Source organism: Ferrovibrio sp. GW821-FHT12F09, from assembly GCF_058806775.1.
The window spans coordinates 403,704-422,407 of record NZ_JBXAPZ010000002.1 but is presented as its reverse complement, the minus strand read 5'-3'; the positions used below and the strand labels follow the sequence as shown (position 1 = coordinate 422,407).

Annotated in this window: 21 protein-coding genes and 1 tRNA gene; 11 read left to right on the top strand and 11 right to left on the bottom strand. The window is 64.0% G+C overall.

The annotated features are described in order from the left end of the window. Window positions 1-28: 28 nt before the first annotated feature. From AC1ROB_RS14950 to AC1ROB_RS14940, 3 genes are all read right to left on the bottom strand, one after another. A complete protein-coding gene (locus tag AC1ROB_RS14950) occupies window positions 29-886 on the bottom strand; it encodes a dienelactone hydrolase family protein (protein ID WP_492970339.1) in 858 nt (285 codons plus the stop codon). Window positions 887-1,013: 127 nt separating this feature from the next. Continuing rightward, a complete protein-coding gene (locus AC1ROB_RS14945; protein WP_492970340.1) occupies window positions 1,014-1,181 on the bottom strand; it encodes a hypothetical protein in 168 nt (55 codons plus the stop codon). 6 nt (window positions 1,182-1,187) lie between these two features. Continuing rightward, window positions 1,188-1,829: a hypothetical protein gene (locus tag AC1ROB_RS14940; protein WP_493031485.1), complete on the bottom strand. Its 642-nt coding sequence runs from the start codon at window positions 1,827-1,829 to the stop codon at window positions 1,188-1,190. Between the two features lie 285 nt (window positions 1,830-2,114). Between AC1ROB_RS14940 and AC1ROB_RS14935 the strand changes: the two genes are divergently transcribed. From AC1ROB_RS14935 to AC1ROB_RS14920, 4 genes are read left to right on the top strand one after another with little or no spacing between them, the layout of a single operon-like run. Further along, the gene (locus tag AC1ROB_RS14935; protein ID WP_492970342.1) at window positions 2,115-2,765 is read left to right on the top strand and encodes a tetratricopeptide repeat protein; all 651 of its coding nucleotides are present in this window, start codon (window positions 2,115-2,117) and stop codon (window positions 2,763-2,765) included. Window positions 2,766-2,790: 25 nt separating this feature from the next. After that, the gene (locus AC1ROB_RS14930) at window positions 2,791-4,125 is read left to right on the top strand and encodes a PQQ-like beta-propeller repeat protein (RefSeq protein ID WP_492970343.1); all 1,335 of its coding nucleotides are present in this window, start codon (window positions 2,791-2,793) and stop codon (window positions 4,123-4,125) included. A gap of 8 nt (window positions 4,126-4,133) precedes the next feature. Next, entirely contained in the window at window positions 4,134-5,546 is a 1,413-nt protein-coding gene (gene der, locus AC1ROB_RS14925) for a ribosome biogenesis GTPase Der (protein ID WP_492970344.1), read from the top strand. 36 nt (window positions 5,547-5,582) lie between these two features. Then, entirely contained in the window at window positions 5,583-6,983 is a 1,401-nt protein-coding gene (locus AC1ROB_RS14920) for a serine hydrolase domain-containing protein (RefSeq protein ID WP_492970345.1), read from the top strand. A gap of 5 nt (window positions 6,984-6,988) precedes the next feature. Here the strand turns inward: AC1ROB_RS14920 and AC1ROB_RS14915 are convergent, their stop codons facing one another. After that, window positions 6,989-7,627 (bottom strand): glutathione S-transferase family protein, encoded by a 639-nt coding sequence (locus tag AC1ROB_RS14915; protein WP_492970346.1) that lies wholly within the window; start codon window positions 7,625-7,627, stop codon window positions 6,989-6,991. A gap of 126 nt (window positions 7,628-7,753) precedes the next feature. Between AC1ROB_RS14915 and AC1ROB_RS14910 the strand changes: the two genes are divergently transcribed. Continuing rightward, on the top strand, window positions 7,754-8,506 hold the full coding sequence (locus tag AC1ROB_RS14910) for a sulfite exporter TauE/SafE family protein (protein WP_492970347.1): 753 nt from the start codon (window positions 7,754-7,756) through the stop codon (window positions 8,504-8,506). A gap of 22 nt (window positions 8,507-8,528) precedes the next feature. Here the strand turns inward: AC1ROB_RS14910 and AC1ROB_RS14905 are convergent, their stop codons facing one another. Then, window positions 8,529-8,912: a DUF3606 domain-containing protein gene (locus AC1ROB_RS14905; protein WP_492970348.1), complete on the bottom strand. Its 384-nt coding sequence runs from the start codon at window positions 8,910-8,912 to the stop codon at window positions 8,529-8,531. Window positions 8,913-9,066: 154 nt separating this feature from the next. Here AC1ROB_RS14905 and AC1ROB_RS14900 point away from each other — a divergent pair, with 154 nt between their 5' ends. Next, complete coding sequence (locus AC1ROB_RS14900; RefSeq protein WP_492970349.1) at window positions 9,067-9,432, top strand: DUF1304 domain-containing protein; 366 nt, start codon at window positions 9,067-9,069, stop codon at window positions 9,430-9,432. A 1-nt stretch (window position 9,433) separates the two neighbouring features. Here AC1ROB_RS14900 and AC1ROB_RS14895 read toward each other — a convergent pair whose 3' ends face one another. Then, window positions 9,434-10,660, bottom strand: a complete 1,227-nt coding sequence (locus AC1ROB_RS14895; protein ID WP_492970350.1) for an MFS transporter — start codon at window positions 10,658-10,660, stop codon at window positions 9,434-9,436. A 273-nt stretch (window positions 10,661-10,933) separates the two neighbouring features. Between AC1ROB_RS14895 and AC1ROB_RS14890 the strand changes: the two genes are divergently transcribed. After that, window positions 10,934-11,746, top strand: a complete 813-nt coding sequence (locus AC1ROB_RS14890; protein ID WP_492970351.1) for a hemerythrin domain-containing protein — start codon at window positions 10,934-10,936, stop codon at window positions 11,744-11,746. 95 nt (window positions 11,747-11,841) lie between these two features. On the opposite strand, the gene AC1ROB_RS14885 is transcribed toward AC1ROB_RS14890, so the two are convergent. Then, window positions 11,842-12,228, bottom strand: a complete 387-nt coding sequence (locus tag AC1ROB_RS14885; protein ID WP_492970352.1) for a hypothetical protein — start codon at window positions 12,226-12,228, stop codon at window positions 11,842-11,844. 334 nt (window positions 12,229-12,562) lie between these two features. On the opposite strand from AC1ROB_RS14885, the gene AC1ROB_RS14880 reads away from it, so the two are divergent. Beyond that, entirely contained in the window at window positions 12,563-12,946 is a 384-nt protein-coding gene (locus AC1ROB_RS14880) for a response regulator (RefSeq protein ID WP_492970353.1), read from the top strand. Window positions 12,947-13,136: 190 nt separating this feature from the next. Beyond that, a complete protein-coding gene (locus tag AC1ROB_RS14875) occupies window positions 13,137-13,760 on the top strand; it encodes a hypothetical protein (protein ID WP_492970354.1) in 624 nt (207 codons plus the stop codon). A gap of 4 nt (window positions 13,761-13,764) precedes the next feature. On the opposite strand, the gene AC1ROB_RS14870 is transcribed toward AC1ROB_RS14875, so the two are convergent. Further along, the gene (locus AC1ROB_RS14870; RefSeq protein WP_492970355.1) at window positions 13,765-14,667 is read right to left on the bottom strand and encodes a pPIWI-associating nuclease domain-containing protein; all 903 of its coding nucleotides are present in this window, start codon (window positions 14,665-14,667) and stop codon (window positions 13,765-13,767) included. Window positions 14,668-14,791: 124 nt separating this feature from the next. Next, window positions 14,792-15,247 (bottom strand): hypothetical protein, encoded by a 456-nt coding sequence (locus tag AC1ROB_RS14865; RefSeq protein ID WP_492970356.1) that lies wholly within the window; start codon window positions 15,245-15,247, stop codon window positions 14,792-14,794. A 404-nt stretch (window positions 15,248-15,651) separates the two neighbouring features. Here AC1ROB_RS14865 and mnmA point away from each other — a divergent pair, with 404 nt between their 5' ends. Beyond that, window positions 15,652-16,803, top strand: coding sequence for a tRNA 2-thiouridine(34) synthase MnmA (mnmA, locus tag AC1ROB_RS14860; RefSeq protein WP_492970357.1), 1,152 nt, complete (start codon window positions 15,652-15,654; stop codon window positions 16,801-16,803). Between the two features lie 92 nt (window positions 16,804-16,895). After that, a tRNA-Met gene (locus tag AC1ROB_RS14855) sits at window positions 16,896-16,971 on the top strand. Between the two features lie 9 nt (window positions 16,972-16,980). Here the strand turns inward: AC1ROB_RS14855 and AC1ROB_RS14850 are convergent. Continuing rightward, complete coding sequence (locus AC1ROB_RS14850) at window positions 16,981-17,763, bottom strand: SDR family oxidoreductase (protein ID WP_492970358.1); 783 nt, start codon at window positions 17,761-17,763, stop codon at window positions 16,981-16,983. Next, on the bottom strand, window positions 17,763-18,686 hold the full coding sequence (locus AC1ROB_RS14845; protein ID WP_492970359.1) for a dihydrodipicolinate synthase family protein: 924 nt from the start codon (window positions 18,684-18,686) through the stop codon (window positions 17,763-17,765). Before AC1ROB_RS14845 ends, AC1ROB_RS14850 begins: the two co-directional genes overlap by 1 nt. Between the last annotated feature and the right edge of the window lie 18 nt (window positions 18,687-18,704).

Genomic DNA, 18,704 nt, shown 5'->3' with positions numbered 1-18,704 from the left:
TCAGCCTAGCATGCTCCCATTCAGATGATCAGCCCATGCGCATCTTGAAGAAGGCCACGGCCTTGCCGAAGCCGTCCTCGGCCTGCTCCTTGCGGTAGCTCGGGCGGTAGTCGGCATGGAAGGCATGCGGCGTGTCGGGATAGACGTAGAAGACGGCGAACTTCTTCTCGGCTTCCAGCGCCGCCTTCATGCGGTCGACGGTATCGTTCGGGATGCCCTGGTCGGCGCCGCCGTAGAGGCCGAGCACCGGCGCTTTCAGTTGCTTGACCACATCGATCGGATGCTTCGGCGTCAGTTCGGAGGCATTGCCGACCAGGCGGCCGTACCAGGCCACACCGGCTTTCACCTTCGGGTTATGCGCGGCATAGAGCCAGGTGATGCGGCCACCCCAGCAGAAGCCGGTGATGCCCAGCTTGTTCGGGTTGCCGCCGTTCTTGGCGGCCCAGGCGGCGGTGGCGTCGAGATCGGCCATCACCTGCGCATCCGGCACCTTGGCGGCAGCGGCCTGCGCGCCGGCCATGTCGGTCACCTTGCTCATATCAGCCTGGCGCGCATAGAGATCGCCGGCGATCGCCTGGAAGCCCTGCTTGGCGAAGCGGCGGCAGGTATCCTTGATGTATTCGTGCACGCCAAAGATTTCCTGCACCACCAGGATGGTGGGGAAGGGACCCTTGCCGGCCGGCTGGGCGCGATAGGCCTTCATGGTGCCGCCCGGCACCGGGATGTTCACTTCGCCGGCAGTCAGGCCGGTCTCATCGGTCTTGATCGCGGTCTGGCCCATCACCGGACCGGCGGCCACGGTGAAGCCGGTGATCAGGCTGGTGGCCATGAAGCCACGGCGGTTGAAATCGACTTTCGGCATCAGGGCGAGCAGATCGGCGTTCATATAGTCCTCCATGGAAATCCGGCCGGGAATCCAGAACGGCCCCGGCGAAACAGACGCGGCAGGATAGCGGGGAGGCCCCGTATCCTGTCGATAAAAATTCCGTGAGAATCGGCAGATATCGGATGAATTATCCGAACAGGCGGTAGGCGAAGGCGACGCCTGCGAAAATCGCCAGCCAGATGGCGAGGAACATCAGGATGCGGCTGCTCTTCCACGGCAGGCGGAGCGCCGCCGGCAGGATCAGCAGGACCGCCAGAAGAACGGCGGCAAGCTGCAGCCAGTCAGGCTGGGTCACAGAGGATCAGTCGGCCGCCGAGACCTTGGTGGCACCGCCGCGCATGCAGGTGCGGTGCAGACGGTCGGCTTCCGGCTCCTTGAAGGAGAGGAAGCGCATCTCCAGGCCGCTGACCACCTTGTAGGACGGATTGGCCTCGGCGGTCGGGCCTTGATGTTTGGCGGGCAGGGTATGCACGACCGACAGCACATTCTCCGGGCTGATGCGCATTTCGATCTTGCCGCCATCGGCAGCCTTATCGCTGGCGCAGACCCGGCCGAGCTGACGGTCGAAGCTCTTCACGCGGTCGTATTTCGGATCGGCGACGCCATCGGGCACATCGCTGCTGACGCTGCTGGCGAGCAGGGCCGGGCGGTATTTGTGGAATTCGGCGGTGGCCAGCACGATGCTGCCATAGGGGAAGAAGATTTCGACATCGTCCAGGCGAGCATGTTCGCCCAGACGGCCATCCACCACCGGCAGTTCGATCACGCGATACGAGGGCAGGCGGGTGACATCTTCGTTCAGGCGGATGATGCCGCGGTCATTGCCGCGATCCTTGGCGCGCTCTGCTTCGAAGGGCACGATTGCGGTTGGTTTGGCGCCTTTGCCCTTGCTCTGGGCGGCCGCCATCTGTGGCACGAATCCGACGCTTATGCCGGCAGCCATAACAGCTGCCACAATCCAGAATCGACGCATGAAGGTCCCCCCTCGAAGCGGATCGCCTGACCGGCGATATGGGCGCCACTCGCCCTTTGGTCTGTCGAATGTTGGGCGCAGACTAGCCGTTTTTCCGATTCTTGCCAAGAGTCCAAGAGTTATCAAAAGGTTACTGGCAAATTTGGGAGTCTTCCGGGCTTTGCCATCGTCTGACGATCCGGGTAATGTACGGCCGCTTTCAGGCCGACCCCTTTGTCATGACGGGCCGGCCTGTTGTCGCTTGAGGAGTGCCGCGTGGCCAATTTTATCGAGGAAGTCGACGAGGAAGTCCGCCGCGACCGGCTGGAAATCCTGTGGAAGCGGTTCAGCCCGTTCATCATCGGCGCTGTTGTCCTGCTGCTGCTGGCGGTGGCCGGGCATCAGGTCTGGAAGAGCTGGCAGGCCGACAAGGCCGCCGCGGCCGGAACGGCGTTCAGCGCAGCCCTGACCCAGGCGCAGGGCGGCAAGCCGGCGGAAGCCGCGCAGGCCCTAAGCGAACTGTCGAAGACGGCGCCGCGCGGCTATGCGCAGCTGGCGCGGTTCCAGCAGGCCGCCATGCTGATCGAAGCCAAGGATATGCCCGGCGCCATTGCCGCCTATGATGCCATCGCCGCCGACAGCAGCTTCGAAACCCGTTTCCGCGATCTCGCCCGCTATCTTGCGGTGTTCCACGGCCTCGACACCCTGGAGCCCGAGCCGATGCGCCAGCGTCTGGGCGCCATTGCGACCGACAGCCCGTGGTCGGCCAATGCGCGCGAATTGCAGGCGCTGGTCGAACTCAAGGGCGGCAATATCGAAGCGGCGCGCAAGCAGCTGACCGCGCTGGCCGACGATCCGCTGGTGCCGGCAGGATTGCGTGGCCGCGCTGCCGAGCTGCTCGCCGCGCTCGGCGGACCCGTGCAGTAACCAACATAACGCCAAAGGCTCGTTCATGAAGCGCTTCGCCGTCCTGCTGCTCGCCGCCGCCAGTCTCGCCGCCTGCGATACGGTTGGTGACTGGTTTGCCGACAGCAAGCAGCTGCCGGTGGCGACCGGTGAACGCATTTCCGTGCTGGCCTTCGACAGCCAGCTCGATCCCGATCCGCAACTGGCGGAAACCCCGGTCAGCCTGCCCAGGCCGTGGAAGAATCCCGACTGGCCGCAGGCCGGCGGTTATCCCGGACATGCCATGCAGCATCTGGCGCTTGGCGACACGCTGCGCCGCGCCTGGGCGGCCGATATCGGCGCCTCGGCGAGCGACGAGCAGAAGATTCTGGCCCAGCCGGTGGTGGCTGAAGGCCGCGTCTTCACCATGGATGCCGAAGCCCAGGTCAGCGCTTTCGACACGGCCAATGGCCGTCGTCTCTGGCGCGTGCGGCTGACGCCCAAGCGCGAGGATGACGGCGCTATGGGCGGCGGTCTCGCCTATCATGGCGGCAAGCTGTTCGTCAGCACCGGCTACGGCGATGTCTTCGCGCTGGAGCCGGGCACCGGCCGCGCCTTCTGGATCGCGGCCCTGAAGCAGCCGATCCGCGGCGCACCGTCGGCCGATGCCGGCCGCGTCTTCGTCATCACCTACGACAACCAGATGCATGCCCTCGATGTCGAGCGCGGCGAAGAAATCTGGTCCCATGCCGGCATCAGCGAAGCGGCCGGTTTCCTCGGCGCCGCCAATCCGGCGATCGAAGGCAATATCGTCATCACGCCCTATTCCTCGGGCGAGTTGCTGGCGCTGCGTGCCGATACCGGCGTGGTCGCCTGGTCGGAACAGCTGGTGCGCGCTGCCGGCCGTATCAGCCAGGCCGGCGCGCTGAACGACATCAACGGCCGCCCGGTGATCGATCGCGGCGTCGTCTATGCCGTCAGCCAGTCGGGCCGCTTCATCGCCATCGACCTGCGCACCGGCGAGCGCATCTGGGAGCGCGTCATCCCGAGCATCCAGACGCCCTGGATCGCCGGCGACTTCATCTATGTCATCACCATCGACGCGGAAATCCTCTGCTTGTCGCGCCGCGACGGCAAGGTGAAGTGGATCCGCCAGCTGCGCCGCTATGAAGACCCCAAGGCCAAGACCAACAAGGGCATCATCACCTGGTACGGCCCGGCCCTGGCTGGCGACCGCCTGCTGGTTGCCTCGACTGACGAGCGCGTGCTGGCCCTGTCGCCTTATACCGGCGACCTGATCGGCCAGGTTTCGCTGTCGGATAAGGCCTCGCAGCCGCCCGTGGTGGCCGATGGCACCGTTTATATCGTAACCGACGACGCGCGACTGATCGCGCTGCGTTAAGGAAAACCATGTCCGCCAAGATTGCCATTGTCGGCCGACCCAATGTCGGCAAGTCGACGCTGTTCAACCGTCTGGTGGGCAAGCGGCTGGCGATTGTCGACGACACGCCGGGCGTCACCCGCGACCGGCGCGAGGGTGCTGCGCGTCTGGGCGATCTGGAATTCACCGCCGTCGATACCGCCGGTCTGGAAGATTCCGACGTCGAGAGCATGACCGGCCGCATGCGGGTGCAGACCGAGGCGGCGGTAACCGAAGCCGATGTGGTGCTGTTCGTGATTGACGGCCGTGCCGGCGTCACCCCGATCGACAAGCATTTCGCCAACTGGCTGCGCAAGCAGAAGACGCCGGTGCTGCTGCTGGCCAACAAATGTGAAGGCGGGGCCGGCAAGACCGGTGTCGGCGAGGCCTATGGCCTGGGCTTTGGCGATCCGCTGCCGGTATCGGCCGAGCATGGCGAGGGGCTGTACGATCTGGCCGTCGCGCTGATGCAGCATATCGGTGGCAATGTCGATGGCGTGCCGGCCGAAGACAGCGACCTGCTCGACGACGTGATGGCCGATATCGACATCGACCCCGATGCCGAGGCGCCGCCGGAAGAAGACAAGCGGCCGATTCAGCTCGCCGTGGTGGGCCGGCCGAATGCCGGCAAGTCGACCCTGATCAACAAGCTGATCGGCAGCGACCGTCTGCTGACCGGGCCGGAGCCGGGCCTGACCCGCGATGCCATCGCCATCAAATGGGAATACGAGGGCCGCGAAATCCGTCTGGTCGATACCGCCGGCATGCGGCGCAAGGCCCGCGTCGACCAGAAGCTGGAAAAGCTGTCGGTCGCCGACTCTTTACGCACCATCCGGCTCGCCCAGGTGGTTGTGCTGGTGCTGGACGGCGCGCTCGGTTTCGACAAGCAGGATCTCACCATTGCCGATCATGTGCTGAGCGAAGGCCGGGCACTGGTTCTGGCGGTGAACAAATGGGATGCCGTCGAGGATCGCGCGCTGACGCTGAAAGAGATCGAGGATCGCCTGGAACGCTCGCTGCCGCAGGCGCGCGGCGTTCCCGTTATCACATTCTCGGCCCTGACCGGCCGTCACCTCGACCGCCTGCTGCCGGCGGTGATGAAGCAGTATGAGCGCTGGAACACCCGTATCCGCACCGCGCCGCTCAACCGCTGGCTCGATGAAGTGACCCAGCGCAATGCGCCGCCGCTGGCCGGTGGGCGCACCGTACGCATCCGCTATGCCACCCAGGTGAAGGCGCGGCCGCCGACGATTGCGCTGTTCGCGCCGCGTGCCGAATACATCCCGGAATCCTATCTGCGCTATCTGATCGGCAGCCTGCGCGAGATTTTCGACCTGCAGGGCGTGCCGATCCGTATGCACCTGCGCAAGGGCAAGAATCCCTTCGTGGACGAAGAAGACTGATCTAGAATCCCCCGCATAGACCGGCGGGAGGATTCGATGGACAGGTGGTTTCGGGCGGCGCTCGATTACATTCCCGATTGGGTTGATTTCCAGGTTCGCGGTTCGGGTCGTACCGGCTGCGTGCTCGCCATCGCCCATCGCGGCAAGCTGGTGTTCCAGCATGCCGTCGGTCATGCCAACGACCTGAAGCAGACGCCGCTGACCCTGCAGCATCGGTTCCGCGTCGCTTCCCATTCCAAGACCTTTACGGCCGCCGGCATCATGAAGCTGCGCGAGCGGCGCAAACTGCGCCTGGACGACTCCATCGGCCAGTATGTCGATGGCCTGCATCCCAAGCTGGCCGCGGCCACACTGCAGCAGTTGCTGTCCCATGGCGCCGGCGTGGTGCGCGATGGCGGCGATACCGGCCACTGGTCCGACACGCGGCCCTTCCGCAATGATGCGGAATTGCGCGCCGACCTGGCGCTGCCGCCGACCATCGAGCCCAACACGCGGTTCAAATATTCCAATCACGGCTACGGCCTGCTCGGCCTGGTGATCGAGGGCATCACCGGCGAGCCTTATGTCGACTGGATGCGGCACGAGATCGTGGCCGCGGCCGGTTTGCGCGAGACCGAGCCCGATTTTCATCGGCGCCGCTGTGCGCCGATGGCCAGCGGCCACAGCAGCAAGCTGCTGCTCGGTCGCCGCGTCATCATTCCCGGCGACAACGATACGCAGGCGCTGGCGCCGGCCACCGGCTTTGTCAGCACGGCGGCCGATCTGGTGCGCTTTTACAGCCAGCTGATGCCGTCGTCGAAAAGCCATCTGCTATCGGTGGCCAGCCGGCGCGAGATGATCCGCCGGCTGTGGCGCGATCCCTACAGCAGCATGGAAACCCATTACGGTCTCGGCATCATCAGCGGCCAGATCGGCGACTGGAGCTGGTTCGGCCATTCCGGCGGTTTTCAGGGTTTCATCACCCGCACCGCCAGCCTGCCGGATCAGGAGATCACGATTTCGGTGCTGAGCAATTCCAGCGACGGTCTGGCCGGACTATGGCTCGATGGCATCGTGCATATCCTGCGCGGCTTCGCCCGCCATGGCGCACCGACACGGCGCACTGCCGACTGGCGCGGGCGCTGGTGGGGCCACTGGGGCGCTACCGATCTGGTGCCGATGGCCAACAAGATCATGGTGGTTAATCCGGTCTTCATGACCCCCTTCATGGATGCCAGCGAACTGACTGTCGAGGGCCGGGACCGCGCGCGCACCACACAGGGCGGCGGCTATGCCAGCTATGGCGAGCCGGCGATGCTCAAGCGGAACGCGCGCGGCAAGGTGAGCGAGGTCTGGATCGCCGGCTGGCGCATGCAGACTGAAGCCAAAGCGGCGCAGGCGATGAGCGCGCTATACGAGCCGAAGGTCACAAAGACAAAGGCGCGCAAGCGCCGCTGAGGCGGCTACGGCTGGCCGTTGCGACCGAACTGCAGGAAACCCGGCCGTTCGCTCAGCCGCTCGTAATAGGCGCTGACGGCCGGGAAGTCCGGTCGCGGCATGGGCGTCCCGAACCAGCGGTTCACCGACAGGCCGATGACGATATCGGCGGCATTGAAGGCGGCGCCCGTCACATAGGCCGCGGTGCGCTGCAGTTGCTGCTCCAGCACTGCGACCTTGGCGGTCCAGTCCGTGATCGAGCGTTCGATCTCGGCCTGGTTGGTGAAGGCGGCGGGATTGCGCACCAGCGCCATGTAGGCATAGCGCCAGGCGCCGTTGAAATCGCCGAGCTGCCAGTCCATCCACATCTCCACCTTGGCGCGGCTGGCGCTGTCGGTCGGCAGCAGGTCGGGGCGGCCATGACGGCCGATCAGGTAGCGTACGATGGCATTCGATTCCCACAGCACCACGTCGCCGTCGCGCAGCACCGGCACCAGGCCATGGGGATTGAGCGCGAGGAAGGCCGGGTCGCGCGTCGAGCGGCCGTCGCCGCCCCAGCTCGCGTCATGGACATAGTCGCGGCCATCCTTCAGGCCGAGTTCGGCGCAGGTCCACAGCACCTTGCGCACATTGATGGAACCGGCTTTACCCAGGATGGTCAGCATGGCGCTCTCGGAACGGCTTGGAAAAAATCGCCGGGACTGTAGCCGAAAATACTTCGGCCGCGACCGAAACATTGCACCCCTGCAATCTGTCATAAGGGGGTGTCGTTATCGTGACAGGAGAGTCGTGTGTTTGCCGGTTTTGAACTATCCGCCCTGGTCTGGATCGCCTTTGTCTTCCTGCTTGCCGGCACGGTGAAGGGCGTGATCGGCCTCGGCCTGCCCAGCATTACCCTGGGCCTGCTCGCCGCCACCATGGACCTGCGCATGGCGATGATCGTGCTGCTGGTGCCCAATCTCGCCACCAATGCCTGGCAGGCGTTTGTCGGCGGGCATTTCCGTGTGCTGCTGCGCCGGCTCTGGCTGTTCCTGCTCGCGGCCACGGTGGCCATCTGGTTCGGCGTCGAAGCGCTCAGCATCATCGATCCGAAATGGCTGAACGCGCTGCTCGGCCTGCTGCTGATCGCCTATGCGCTGCTCGGGCTGCTGCGGCCGCCGGTGGCGCTCAGCGTCCGCCATGAACGCTGGGCCGGACCGCTGGTCGGCCTCGTCAACGGCGTGCTGACCGGGCTCACCGGCTCCTTCGTGGTGCCCGGCGTGCTCTACCTGCAGGCGTTGGGATTGACGCGCGACCAGCTGGTACAGGCGATGGGCCTGTTGTTCATGGCCTCGACGCTGGCGCTCGGCGCAGCCCTTGGCGGCCGCGCCATGCTGGACGCCGACCAGCTGCTGCTGTCGGCGCTGGCCGTGGTGCCGGCGGTGCTGGGGATGGTGACGGGGCAGGCGCTGCGCAGCCGCATGTCGGAAGCCGCCTTCCGCCGCGCCTTCTATATCGCCCTGCTGCTGCTGGGTCTTTATATCGTCGGGCGGTTCATCCTGTGACCCGCCCGACGATCGCGCGCAATCAGAGCGGCTTGTTCAGGTAATGCGCCACTTCCTGCGGGAAGAAGCCGACGCTTTTGACGGCTTCCTTCAGCTTGGCTTCCGACACGCCGAAGCGGTCGGTCCAATATTCGATCTCGCTCTTGTCGGCGACATTCACGCGCTCATGCAGGCGCTTGCGCGTCTTGTCGCCGGCGCCGGCCTGGTCGCCGTTTTTCGCCAGCGAGGGCGTGCTGGCGGTCGGCTGGCTGATCGAGGCCGGATCGCTGGCCGGGAAACTGTCGCGCAGCGCCGCATCCAGCTCCACGTCCTCGTCGCGGTCCTCGCGCTTGGCTTCCTGCATCTGCTCTTTCGAGGGCTTGCTCGACTCAGTCTTCAGTTCCGAAGGATGACGGCTGCTGGCCATGACGGGCCTCCTTTGTGGGATCGCAGGAATAACGGTCCGCAGCCACGGCAGTTCCCGCTGGCGAATCGCGAAAAAGCAGGCGAAGCGCGGGCTTAGGCGGGGCTTATCCATGCTATGCTCCATGCCGGGACTCGCCAAACGCGGAGACGGCTCCATGGCAATCGCGGCAACGATCATGGTGGCGCTGGTGGCGCTGCTGCATGTGTATTTCCTGGTGCTGGAGATGGTGCTGTGGACCAAACCCACCGGCCTGCGCGTTTTCCGCAACACGCCGGAGAAAGCCGAGATCACCCGCGTGCTGGCGGCCAACCAGGGGCTCTATAACGGCTTCCTCGCCGCCGGCCTGATCTGGGGCTTGCTGCATCCCGATCCGATTGCGGCGCGCGAGCTGCTCACCTTCTTCCTCGCCTGCGTCATCGTCGCCGGACTCTACGGTGCCTGGACGGTCAGCCGCCGTATCCTCTATGTGCAGGCCCTGCCGGCGCTGGTGGCGCTGACCCTGGTCTGGCAGGTGATGTGATCTAGACGGCACCCTGCCGGCTCTGCCAGCGGAAGCCGAGCACGGCGCTGAGCAAAAGCGCGGCGCCGCAGGCGGCGATCACCGGCCGCGCGCCGAACCAGGCGAACAGCCAGGCGCTGACCGCCGTCGCCAGCAGCGCGCCGGTCCAGGCGCCGACCAGCTTCAGCCGATAAAGCCGTGCCACCATGCGGCGGTTGGCCTCGGCCTGGATCTGGCTCAGGAAACTCAGGTCGGCCAGCGGCCCGCCGCAGGCGGTGAAGGCGGCGGCCAGCATCAGCCAGCGGATATCGGGCGCCGTCGCCATGGCGCAATAGCCGATGCCGGCCACGATATGCCCGGCCCGCGTCCACCAGGGCGCACGGCGGATTTCCAGGTTGCCGGCCACCAGGCTGCAGGCGATGTTGCCGGCGCCATAGGCCGCCATCACCGCGGCATAGCCGCCCAGGTCGCCCATCGCCTCGCTCTGGATCATCAGCGCCACGCCGAGGATATAGCCGACCTGCCAGGCGCCGTTGCTGACCACATTGGCAACCAGCGCGAACCACACCGGCGGCCGTGCCCGCGCCGCCTGCAGGGCCTCCAGCACCTCGCGCAACGGCCGCGCGGCTTCCGCGGCGGTGGGCAGGGCCTCGGCCGGCTTCACGTCGGGCGGCACGCGCCGGTGCAGCAGAAACGTCGCGGCGGCCGAGGCGAAGAAGCCCAGCGCCGCCGCGGTGAGGATCGCCATCTGCGACAGCACGGTCTGCAGCAGGCCGATCAGCAGCGGCCCGACCACGCGCGACAGCCGGGCGGCGGCATCGATCAGCGCATTCATCGCGTTCAGCAGCGCGCCCTCGCGCGTCAGACGCGGCAGCGCCGCATAGATCACCGGATAGGGCAGCGGCCGCAGCAGTGCCATCAGCAGCACGGTGGGCACGAAGAACCAGGTCGCATCGGGCGCCACCAGCAGCCACAGCGCCGGCAGCAGTACCAGCACCGCGCGCAGCGTGTCGATCACCGTCAGGCTGGAGAATTCCTCGAAGCGGTCCACCAGCAGGCCGCCGAACAGGCTGAGCAGCAGCGACAGCGCCGCCGTGCCCATGATGACCCAGGAGGCATGGGCGCCCACCGCGTCGACGGCGATCCAGGCAATCGAGGCGTCATACACCTGCAGGCCCACCTGGCCGATGCTGGTGCCGAACCAGAGCAGGGCCATGTTGCGGTCGCGCAGGGGGCGGAACAGGCGCATGGAGGCGAAAGAAATGAAAGCGGGGCGAGAGAAAGAAAGAGAAAGAAGCGGAGCGAGAGAAAACCGGGCGAAACAGGCGTTGAATCGGTTGTACGCCTCGGGCCGCGCCGCTTCAACCCGCCGCTGACGTCATTCTGTCGGCGCGCGGCCCGCGGTCGCGCATGATCGTCGCCGCGCGGAACCAATCGATGACAGCATGGTTGTTGGATACCCGAGCCGCAGACGGCTCCACTGTCGCCGGCAGCGACGCACCAGCAACCTGGAGACGCCCCCATGGCCAGACAAGCGACCAAGACCAAAACCGCCAGCACCAAGGCCCGCAGCGGCGCCGCGCGGAAAACGGCCAAGACTGCCAAGTCCGCCAAGTCAGCAGCGTCGCGCGCCAAGAGCGCGACGCGCAAGGCGAGCGCCCGCAAGACGACAGCCGCCCGCAAGACGACAGGCGCCCGCAAGGCCGCGCCGAAATCTGTCGCGCGCCAGTCTGGCGCCAGCAAGTCCGCCGTCACCACCGGCCGCGCCACAGGACGTGCCACCGTGGCGCAGAATGTCAGCAAGCCCTCGCAGCTGCCCTTCACCGCCTCGGCGGCGATGACCAAGGTGGTGAAGGAGATGGTGACCAGCCTGGCCGTGGAGGGCACGCCCGATGACGCCATTGCCCTGCTGAAGGCCGATCACCGCAAGGTGGAGGGCCTGTTCGAGCAATTCGAGCATACCCAGAACAAGGCCGAGAAGGCCGAGCTGGCGGCCAAGATCTGCCTGGAGCTGCGCGTGCATACCCAGGTGGAGGAGGAAATCCTCTATCCGCCGGCCCATAAGGAGATCGAGCACGATCTGGTGGATGAAGCGGTGGTGGAACATGCCGGCGCGAAAGACCTGATCGCGCAGATCGAGGCCGCCGATCCCGCCGATCACCTCTATGATGCGAAGATGAAAGTGCTGAAGGAATACATCAAGCATCATGTGAAGGAAGAGGAAGAGGAGATGTTCCCCAAGCTGAAGGGGCATGACCTCAACCTGCATGCCATGGCCGAACAGATGGGCGCGCGCAAGGCGCAGCTGCTGAAGCAGTTCGCTAGGGCGAAGTAACGGACACAGTCGCCGCCACGGCACGGCGGAAACGGCAAAGCCCCGCGCGCGCGATCGCGCGGGGCTTTTTCGCATTCGGCCGTCAGTCCAGGGTGTCAGTCCAGTTCGGCGGGATCGACGATATCGGATATGCCCAGCAGCGCGGCTGGCGGTTCGGCCTGCAGCCGTGCCGGACGCCGGCGGAAGAACGGCCGCCGGCTGGCGGTGACATCGATGCGGCGGATATCGGCGTTGGCGCCCGGTGCCGGGGTAGAGAGGGCCAGGGCAGCCAGGAGCGGGGCGGTCTGGCGGTTCGACCAGGCGATCCGGTAGGCGGGGCCGGACTGCTGCACCACCACATGGGCCTCGTCGGCGCATGCGGTGGCGGCTTTCACCGCTTCGGCCATCGCCTGGTCGCGGGTGAGATACCCGCCATAGGTTTGGCCCTTCTTGCGGATTCGCCAGACATCGTCTTCCTCGATGACGAAGTAGTAGATCGGCATGGGGCCCTCCCGGGAGCGCGCGTGTTGATTGGCGGCCCTAACGGTGGATGGCATATGCCTGTTCCGTGATCGTTTTTTGAAGCCGAATGTGCCGCGTCTGCCAATGCTGCGGCGCAGCGCGGCGGTACATAACCACGCCGGCCCGAATAAGCCCGTAAACCGCGCCATCATAAACCTGTGACAATCGCTCAGGCTGGTCTGGCTGGGATTGACGCTGGCGCCAGACGGATTTTGAATAGTGGGGCTGCGCGGCTTTTCGGGCCACCATGCGCTCTGCGGGTCAGTAGGATCTGCAGGTCAGTACGATCTGTCCCTTTGCCGACGGGAGATTGTGATGCATGCCCTGATCATCGAAGACCACGATCCGATGGCCAATGTGATCGCTGCCATCCTGACCTCGGCGGGGCATACAGTGGTACGCGCCAGCGACGGGCGCTCCGGCGTGGCGAAGTTCGAGGCGGAACGCTTCGACGTGGTGATCACCGACATCATCATGCCGGATCAGGAGGGCCTGGAAACCATCCGCCAGCTTGTGCAGCGGCAACCGGATGTGCGGATCGTCGCCGTGTCGGGCAGCGGCAACAATGGCGGCATCGATTACCTGCGCATCGCCCGCGAATTCGGCGCGGCGGCCACGTTGCAGAAACCATTCCAGCCGGAAGACCTGCTGCGCCTGGTGCAGATGCAGGAGCGCGGCGTGGTGGCTGCGGCGGATTGAGGCGGCACGAAACAGGTCTTCCATTGCGACGGAAACGACAAAGCCCTGCGTGAGCAATCATGCGGGGCTTTGTCATTTGGACCATCGTGAGTGCATAACTCCGTATTATTCAAATACGAGAAAAATGCGCCTTTCTTGCTTTAATTTAGAATATCTCTCATGGCATCGTAATTTTAAAAGGGGAGGGGTTATGCAGTCATATACTCGGCGAGTAATAGATAGCATTTTACCACTCTCTGTGGCCGATACGTTGCCCAAGGCATTTGAAGAATGGGTATTCACCGGGCATACGGACGATCACGAAGAGCCTTGCGAGACATGCCATCTCTGCGGGCAAGATGGATTGAGGTATCACTTCGAGATATCGAACAAACTTACCTGTCACACCATGATGGTTGGATCGCATTGCATTCTTCAATTCAATGTCGCGGTCTTCCATGGCGGTCGTCGTCTTACATTGGCGGAAGCGAAAAAGAGGCTTGATGAGATCACAAACCAGATGAGACTCGATGCCTGCATTCGTGCTCTCGAGAATCTGGCGAAGATCGAGCAAAATGACATTCTAGAAAATGCACTTAAGTACTATAGAAAGAATAAAAAACTAACTCCCAAACAGGCCTTCGTGGTTTTCTGGCGCCTAACAAAAAATAAAATAGACCACTCTCCCTCCTTCTTTAACATCACCTTGCAGAAAGATCGTTACGTAGCCGATTTGGCGAATATGCCAACCGGTAGAGTGCACTATTTTTGGAGGGCACTGACTGGGGGGCAGAGGAAAAAGGCGGTAGAGCTGGGACATCCACCGCCTAAATAGAAATTTAGGCGGCAATAGTCGCGAGAAACATAATGCCCCCTTCAACGCGCTTTCTAATTGCTCGTAGCTTCGCAAAGCCGTGCTTTCCAGCGGCACCATGTGTCGCTTCGTTAAAGACATTGAATAATTCAATGATGTTGTCGATATCGGCTTCCACGAAACCCGCAAGTTCTGCGGTGTTGATATTTTTCCGGCTCAGTAAATATTGAATTTTTGCACGTCGAGTTGGCTTGTCCTGCTGTGTACGTTGACACATTGGGTCGGCAGCGATGACATCCGTGTCATCGGCCCAAGCTTCCAATATCTCTGTGTAGATTTCCCGGACGCTCGTGCAGAAGTGCCGGGCGGCATCTGGGTTGTCTGGATTAAGAGCGAAGACAGCTCCTTTCCAGCGATCGCGTAGGTCTTCAGAGAATCCGGATAGATACTCAAGAACTCCTGTGTCTTCGATTGGCGTATCTGTGGTGGCGGGCGTTTCATCCAGCAGTGTGCCCATCACCTCAATACTGTTGGCGCTTTCTTGTTCAGAAAGAGCGACAAGATTTGCATGCTCTGATGAAATGGGGCTTTCTTCGCGAACTCGTTCATAGTGATCATGAAGCGAGTAAGTGGACGTCCGGACTGCGCTATACGACACAACAATAGGACGATTTCGGAGAGCGTTAATCTGCTGTTGTAGTCTTTGGCGGTCAGCGCGAATCCCCGCATTATAGATGTTTAATGCGTGATTGTACTTAGCGATTGCCCGAGCTGCGTTCTGATTTGCCTGACGAATTTCGCGGTCGATGGCTTCGTGACGACGGCGTACTTCACGGTTATGGTTTTCTATGATTTGTTTGTTGGCCCGATTTATACGATCAATTTCCTGATTGCGGCGCCGAATCTCTTGATTTTGGCGCTCGATCATCTGTCGGACCATAGCGTTATATTGGGAAGGAGTTAGTTTGCGCGTCATTGGTGCAAGTCCTTCTAAATTCTTTGGTCGCGATACGGACTCTCAGACTAATGGTTGGAGATGTAATTTCTTGAAATTATAATTTCTTAATCTGAGTGTTCAATCTCTCCAAATCCTTCATCACCCAATCCGCGTCGCGCGTGAATGTCGCGTCGTCCATCTCCGGCAGTCTGAACAGTGTGAGGATCACCTCGGCGCCGTCGCCATTGGCGATCACGCGCAGCGGCACATAGATCTGCATGCCCGCCATTCCATTTTGGCTGGGTGTCGTCACCGTATGGTCGAGGATGCCGAAGGGATTGCGCGGGCTGAATACCACCGTCATCAAGCCGGCCTCCTGCTGCGCCACCCAGCGGCCATCGTCGAGCTGGCGCAGGCTGCCGAGCCCGCTGGCCCAGGCGGGCCAGTTGGCCGGATCGGCGAGGAAGGCATAGACCGCCGCCGCCGGCCGGCCGATAGATATACTGAGATGGCGGCACGGCAGGGTGGGCCCCGACGGCGCCGGGCCGGGCAGGGGGACGGGCGGGGTCATGGACGGCTCCCTTGATTTTTACGCATGTTCATTATATGTTCTTTTTCGGGTGTCGTCAAATCCGGATGATGCTCCGTGTCCGGATTTCTGACCGGGCAACCCGGGGAAGCCGGACGAAGCAAAACGAAGCCCGGCGAATGCAAACGAACGCAAACGAAGCCGAACGAAGCCGGCCGAAGGCAAACGAAGCAAAAGGAAGCCCGAGGGAAGCCGGCCGAAGCGGAATAAGCCGGAATAAGACGGAATAAGGCGGAATAAGCACCGGATAAGCCGGAATAAGGATCGGATAAGACGGAATAAGGCGAAACAGACATGCAGGGCGCCGTGATTTTCAGCCGAACCGGGGTGTTCGCCGGGGCAACCTTCGCTTGCCCGGCGGAAGCCGGGCGCTATAGTCCGCCCCCATGATCGCCCCCGTTAACATATCCGGTCTTAACAGTCTGGGCCTGCCCGGCGCGCCGTCGCAAACCCGCGTGGTGGTGGCCATGTCGGGCGGGGTGGATTCCTCCGTGGTCGCCGGCCTGCTCAAGCGCGAAGGCTACGATGTCATCGGCATCACACTGCAGCTCTACGACCATGGCGCGGCGCTGGCCAAGAAAGGCGCCTGCTGCGCCGGCCAGGATATCCACGATGCGCGCCAGGTGGCCGAGCGACTGGGCATTCCGCATTACGTGCTGGATTACGAAAGCCGCTTCCGCCAGTCGGTGATGGACGAATTCGCCGACAGTTACGTGAATGGCGAAACGCCGATCCCCTGCATCCGCTGCAACCAGCGCGTCAAGTTCCGCGACCTGCTGGAGACCGCGCGCGATCTCGGCGCCGCGGCGCTGGCCACCGGGCATTATGTGAAGCGCGCTCTTGGTGCAGACGGCCAGGCTGAATTACACAGGGGCCGCGATCCGCGCCGCGACCAGAGCTATTTCCTCTACACCACCACCCAGGCGCAGCTCGACTATCTGCGCTTCCCGCTCGGCGATCTGGAAAAGCCCGCCGTGCGCAAGCTGGCGGAAGAGTTCGGGCTGATCGTGGCCGACAAGCCGGACAGCCAGGATATCTGCTTCGTGCCCAATGGCGATTACGCCAGCGTCGTGGCGAAGCTGCGCCCCGAAGCGGCCGAGCCGGGCGAGATCGTCGATCCCGAGGGCCGCGTGCTCGGCCGTCACGAGGGCATCATCCATTTCACCGTCGGCCAGCGCAAAGGCATCGGCATCGCCGGCCCGGAGCCGCTCTATGTTCTGCGCATCGATGCGCCGAAGCGCCGCGTCGTCGTCGGGCCGAAAGCGGCGCTGGCGCGCAGCCATGTCATGCTGCGCGAACTCAACTGGCTCGGCGGCGCCATCCCGGCCGAGGGGCTGGAGGTCAGCGTGAAGCTGCGTTCGGCGCAGCCGGCGGTGGCGGCGACGATCTTCGCGGCCGGCGAGGGAACCGCCCGGCTGGAGCTGGCCATGGCCGAATTCGGCGTCGCGCCCGGCCAGGCCGGGGTGGTCTATGCCGGCGACCGCCTGCTCGGCGGCGGCTGGATCGCACGGGCGGCGGCAGGCGAATTAGCGGCCTGAAATCAGGGGCTTGCGGCGCGCTTGACAGATCGGGGCCGGTTCCGTATTCCATGCGCCTCCGCGCCGGCTTTTACCGGTGCGGGCCCGGATGTGGCTGGATAGCTCAGTTGGTAGAGCAAGGGACTCATAAGCCCTGGGTCGGCGGTTCAAATCCGCCTCCAGCCACCATCCCGCCTCTTATAATCCCCGCACCATGCCGCCATCGACCCGCAGTTTCACGCCGGTGATATAGCCGGCGCGCGCGCTGGCCAGGAAGGCCACCGCATCGGCGAATTCCTCGGGCCGGCCATAGCGGCCCGTCGGAATCGTCGCCTGCGAGGCCTTGGCGATCTCCTCGCGGCTCTTGCCCTGCCTGGTGGCCGCGGCACCGTCGAGCTGGTCGACGCGGTCGGTATGGATGCGGCCGGGCAGCACCAGGTTCACCGTCACGCCGCTGGCCGCCACTTCGGCGGCCAGGGTCTTCGACCAGCCCAGCACCGCCATGCGTAAGGCGTTCGACAGCGCCAGATTCGGGATCGGCTGCTCGATGCCGGATGAGGCAATGGTGATGATGCGGCCGAAGCCGCGCGCCTGCATCGGCGGCAGCAGCCGGTTGCTCAGGTGAAACAGATGTCCGGCCATGGCGGTGAACTGCTGCTGCCACAGCTCCAGCGCCATGCCGGCGGCCCCACCCGGCGGCGGCCCGCCGGAATTGTTGACCAGGATATCGACGCCATCGGGCAGCATCGCCTCCGCCAGCGCATCGACCGAGGCGCGGTCGGCGAGGTCCAGCGGTTTTGCCGAGAGCCGCGCTGCGACTTCGGGCGACTCTTGCGCGATCCAGGCCTGGGTATCGGCCAGCGTGCGGGCGGCGGCGATGACACTGGCGCCTTCGCGGGCCAGCACGCGGGCGACGGCGGCGCCCAGGCCGCGGCTGGCGCCCAGCACCAGCGCGCGTTTGCCGGTGAGTCCCAGATCCATCAGCCGATCTCCTGCAGGCGCTTGGCTTGCCGCGCGATCATGGTCTCGATCTCCGCGATGTCCGCAGGCGAGAGCTTCGGACCGGGCTTGCGCAGGGCGGCAGAGGCAATCACGCCGCGCTTCTGCAAAACGTATTTCCTGATGGCAAGACCAGGGCCGGGCTGCTGCTCGTAACGCGCCAGCGGCAGATAGGCGTCGAAGATGTCGCGCGCGCGGCCCGGATCGTTCTGCTGGTAGGCGCGCACCACGCCCACCATCATTTCCGGATAGGCGAAGCCGGTCATGGCGCCATCGGCGCCGCGCTCCATCTCCTCGGGCAGGAACAGCCCGCCATTGCCGACCAGGATGCTGACGCGCCGCAGGTCTTTCATGGCGCGCAGGGCCGAGAGTTTGGCCAGGCCCGGCCAGTCCTCGTGCTTCAGCATCACGCAGGAGGGCAGCGCCTTGATGATGCGGGCGATCACCCCGGGTGACATATGCACATTGGTCGATTGCGGGAAGTCCTGCACCACGAAGGGCACGGCGCTGCCGATGGCCTCGACCGCATGCTCGTAATAGGTGACGATCTGATCGTCGGTCTTCAGCGTACCGGGCGGTGCGATCATCACGCCGGCGGCGCCATCGTCCATCACGGCTTTGGTCAGTTCGGCCATCGAGGCAAAGCCGGGGCTGGACGCGCCCACCACCACCGGCACCTTGCCATTGAGCCGTTTCAGGACTCTTTGGACGAAGCTGCGCGATTCCGTCAGCGTCAGTTTCGGCGCTTCGCCCATCATGCCCAGCAGGGTGAAGCCGGTGACGCCCTGCGCCATGTAGAAATCGACCATGCGGTCGGTGCTGTCCAGGTCCAGTGCGCCGCTGTCGGTAAACGGCGTGACCGAGATGATGTAGACGCCCTTGGCGGTTTCGTCGAGTTTGGCCATGAAGTCCTCGTTAGGCGA

Excerpts from the sequence above, each read along its gene's own strand:
- AC1ROB_RS14890 (WP_492970351.1), top strand. The coding sequence starts at position 10,934 with ATGGCCAGACAAGCGACCAAGACCAAAACCGCCAGCACCAAGGCCCGC.
- AC1ROB_RS14865 (WP_492970356.1), bottom strand. The coding sequence starts at position 15,247 with ATGACCCCGCCCGTCCCCCTGCCCGGCCCGGCGCCGTCGGGGCCCACC.
- AC1ROB_RS14905 (WP_492970348.1), bottom strand. The coding sequence starts at position 8,912 with ATGGCCAGCAGCCGTCATCCTTCGGAACTGAAGACTGAGTCGAGCAAG.
- AC1ROB_RS14875 (WP_492970354.1), top strand. The coding sequence starts at position 13,137 with ATGCAGTCATATACTCGGCGAGTAATAGATAGCATTTTACCACTCTCT.
- AC1ROB_RS14915 (WP_492970346.1), bottom strand. The coding sequence starts at position 7,627 with ATGCTGACCATCCTGGGTAAAGCCGGTTCCATCAATGTGCGCAAGGTG.
- AC1ROB_RS14880 (WP_492970353.1), top strand. The coding sequence starts at position 12,563 with ATGCATGCCCTGATCATCGAAGACCACGATCCGATGGCCAATGTGATC.
- AC1ROB_RS14930 (WP_492970343.1), top strand. The coding sequence starts at position 2,791 with ATGAAGCGCTTCGCCGTCCTGCTGCTCGCCGCCGCCAGTCTCGCCGCC.
- AC1ROB_RS14900 (WP_492970349.1), top strand. The coding sequence starts at position 9,067 with ATGGCAATCGCGGCAACGATCATGGTGGCGCTGGTGGCGCTGCTGCAT.
- AC1ROB_RS14845 (WP_492970359.1), bottom strand. The coding sequence starts at position 18,686 with ATGGCCAAACTCGACGAAACCGCCAAGGGCGTCTACATCATCTCGGTC.
- AC1ROB_RS14940 (WP_493031485.1), bottom strand. The coding sequence starts at position 1,829 with ATGGCTGCCGGCATAAGCGTCGGATTCGTGCCACAGATGGCGGCCGCC.
- der (WP_492970344.1), top strand. The coding sequence starts at position 4,134 with ATGTCCGCCAAGATTGCCATTGTCGGCCGACCCAATGTCGGCAAGTCG.
- AC1ROB_RS14850 (WP_492970358.1), bottom strand. The coding sequence starts at position 17,763 with ATGGATCTGGGACTCACCGGCAAACGCGCGCTGGTGCTGGGCGCCAGC.
- mnmA (WP_492970357.1), top strand. The coding sequence starts at position 15,652 with ATGATCGCCCCCGTTAACATATCCGGTCTTAACAGTCTGGGCCTGCCC.
- AC1ROB_RS14870 (WP_492970355.1), bottom strand. The coding sequence starts at position 14,667 with ATGATCGAGCGCCAAAATCAAGAGATTCGGCGCCGCAATCAGGAAATT.
- AC1ROB_RS14920 (WP_492970345.1), top strand. The coding sequence starts at position 5,583 with ATGGACAGGTGGTTTCGGGCGGCGCTCGATTACATTCCCGATTGGGTT.
- AC1ROB_RS14950 (WP_492970339.1), bottom strand. The coding sequence starts at position 886 with ATGAACGCCGATCTGCTCGCCCTGATGCCGAAAGTCGATTTCAACCGC.
- AC1ROB_RS14885 (WP_492970352.1), bottom strand. The coding sequence starts at position 12,228 with ATGCCGATCTACTACTTCGTCATCGAGGAAGACGATGTCTGGCGAATC.
- AC1ROB_RS14895 (WP_492970350.1), bottom strand. The coding sequence starts at position 10,660 with ATGCGCCTGTTCCGCCCCCTGCGCGACCGCAACATGGCCCTGCTCTGG.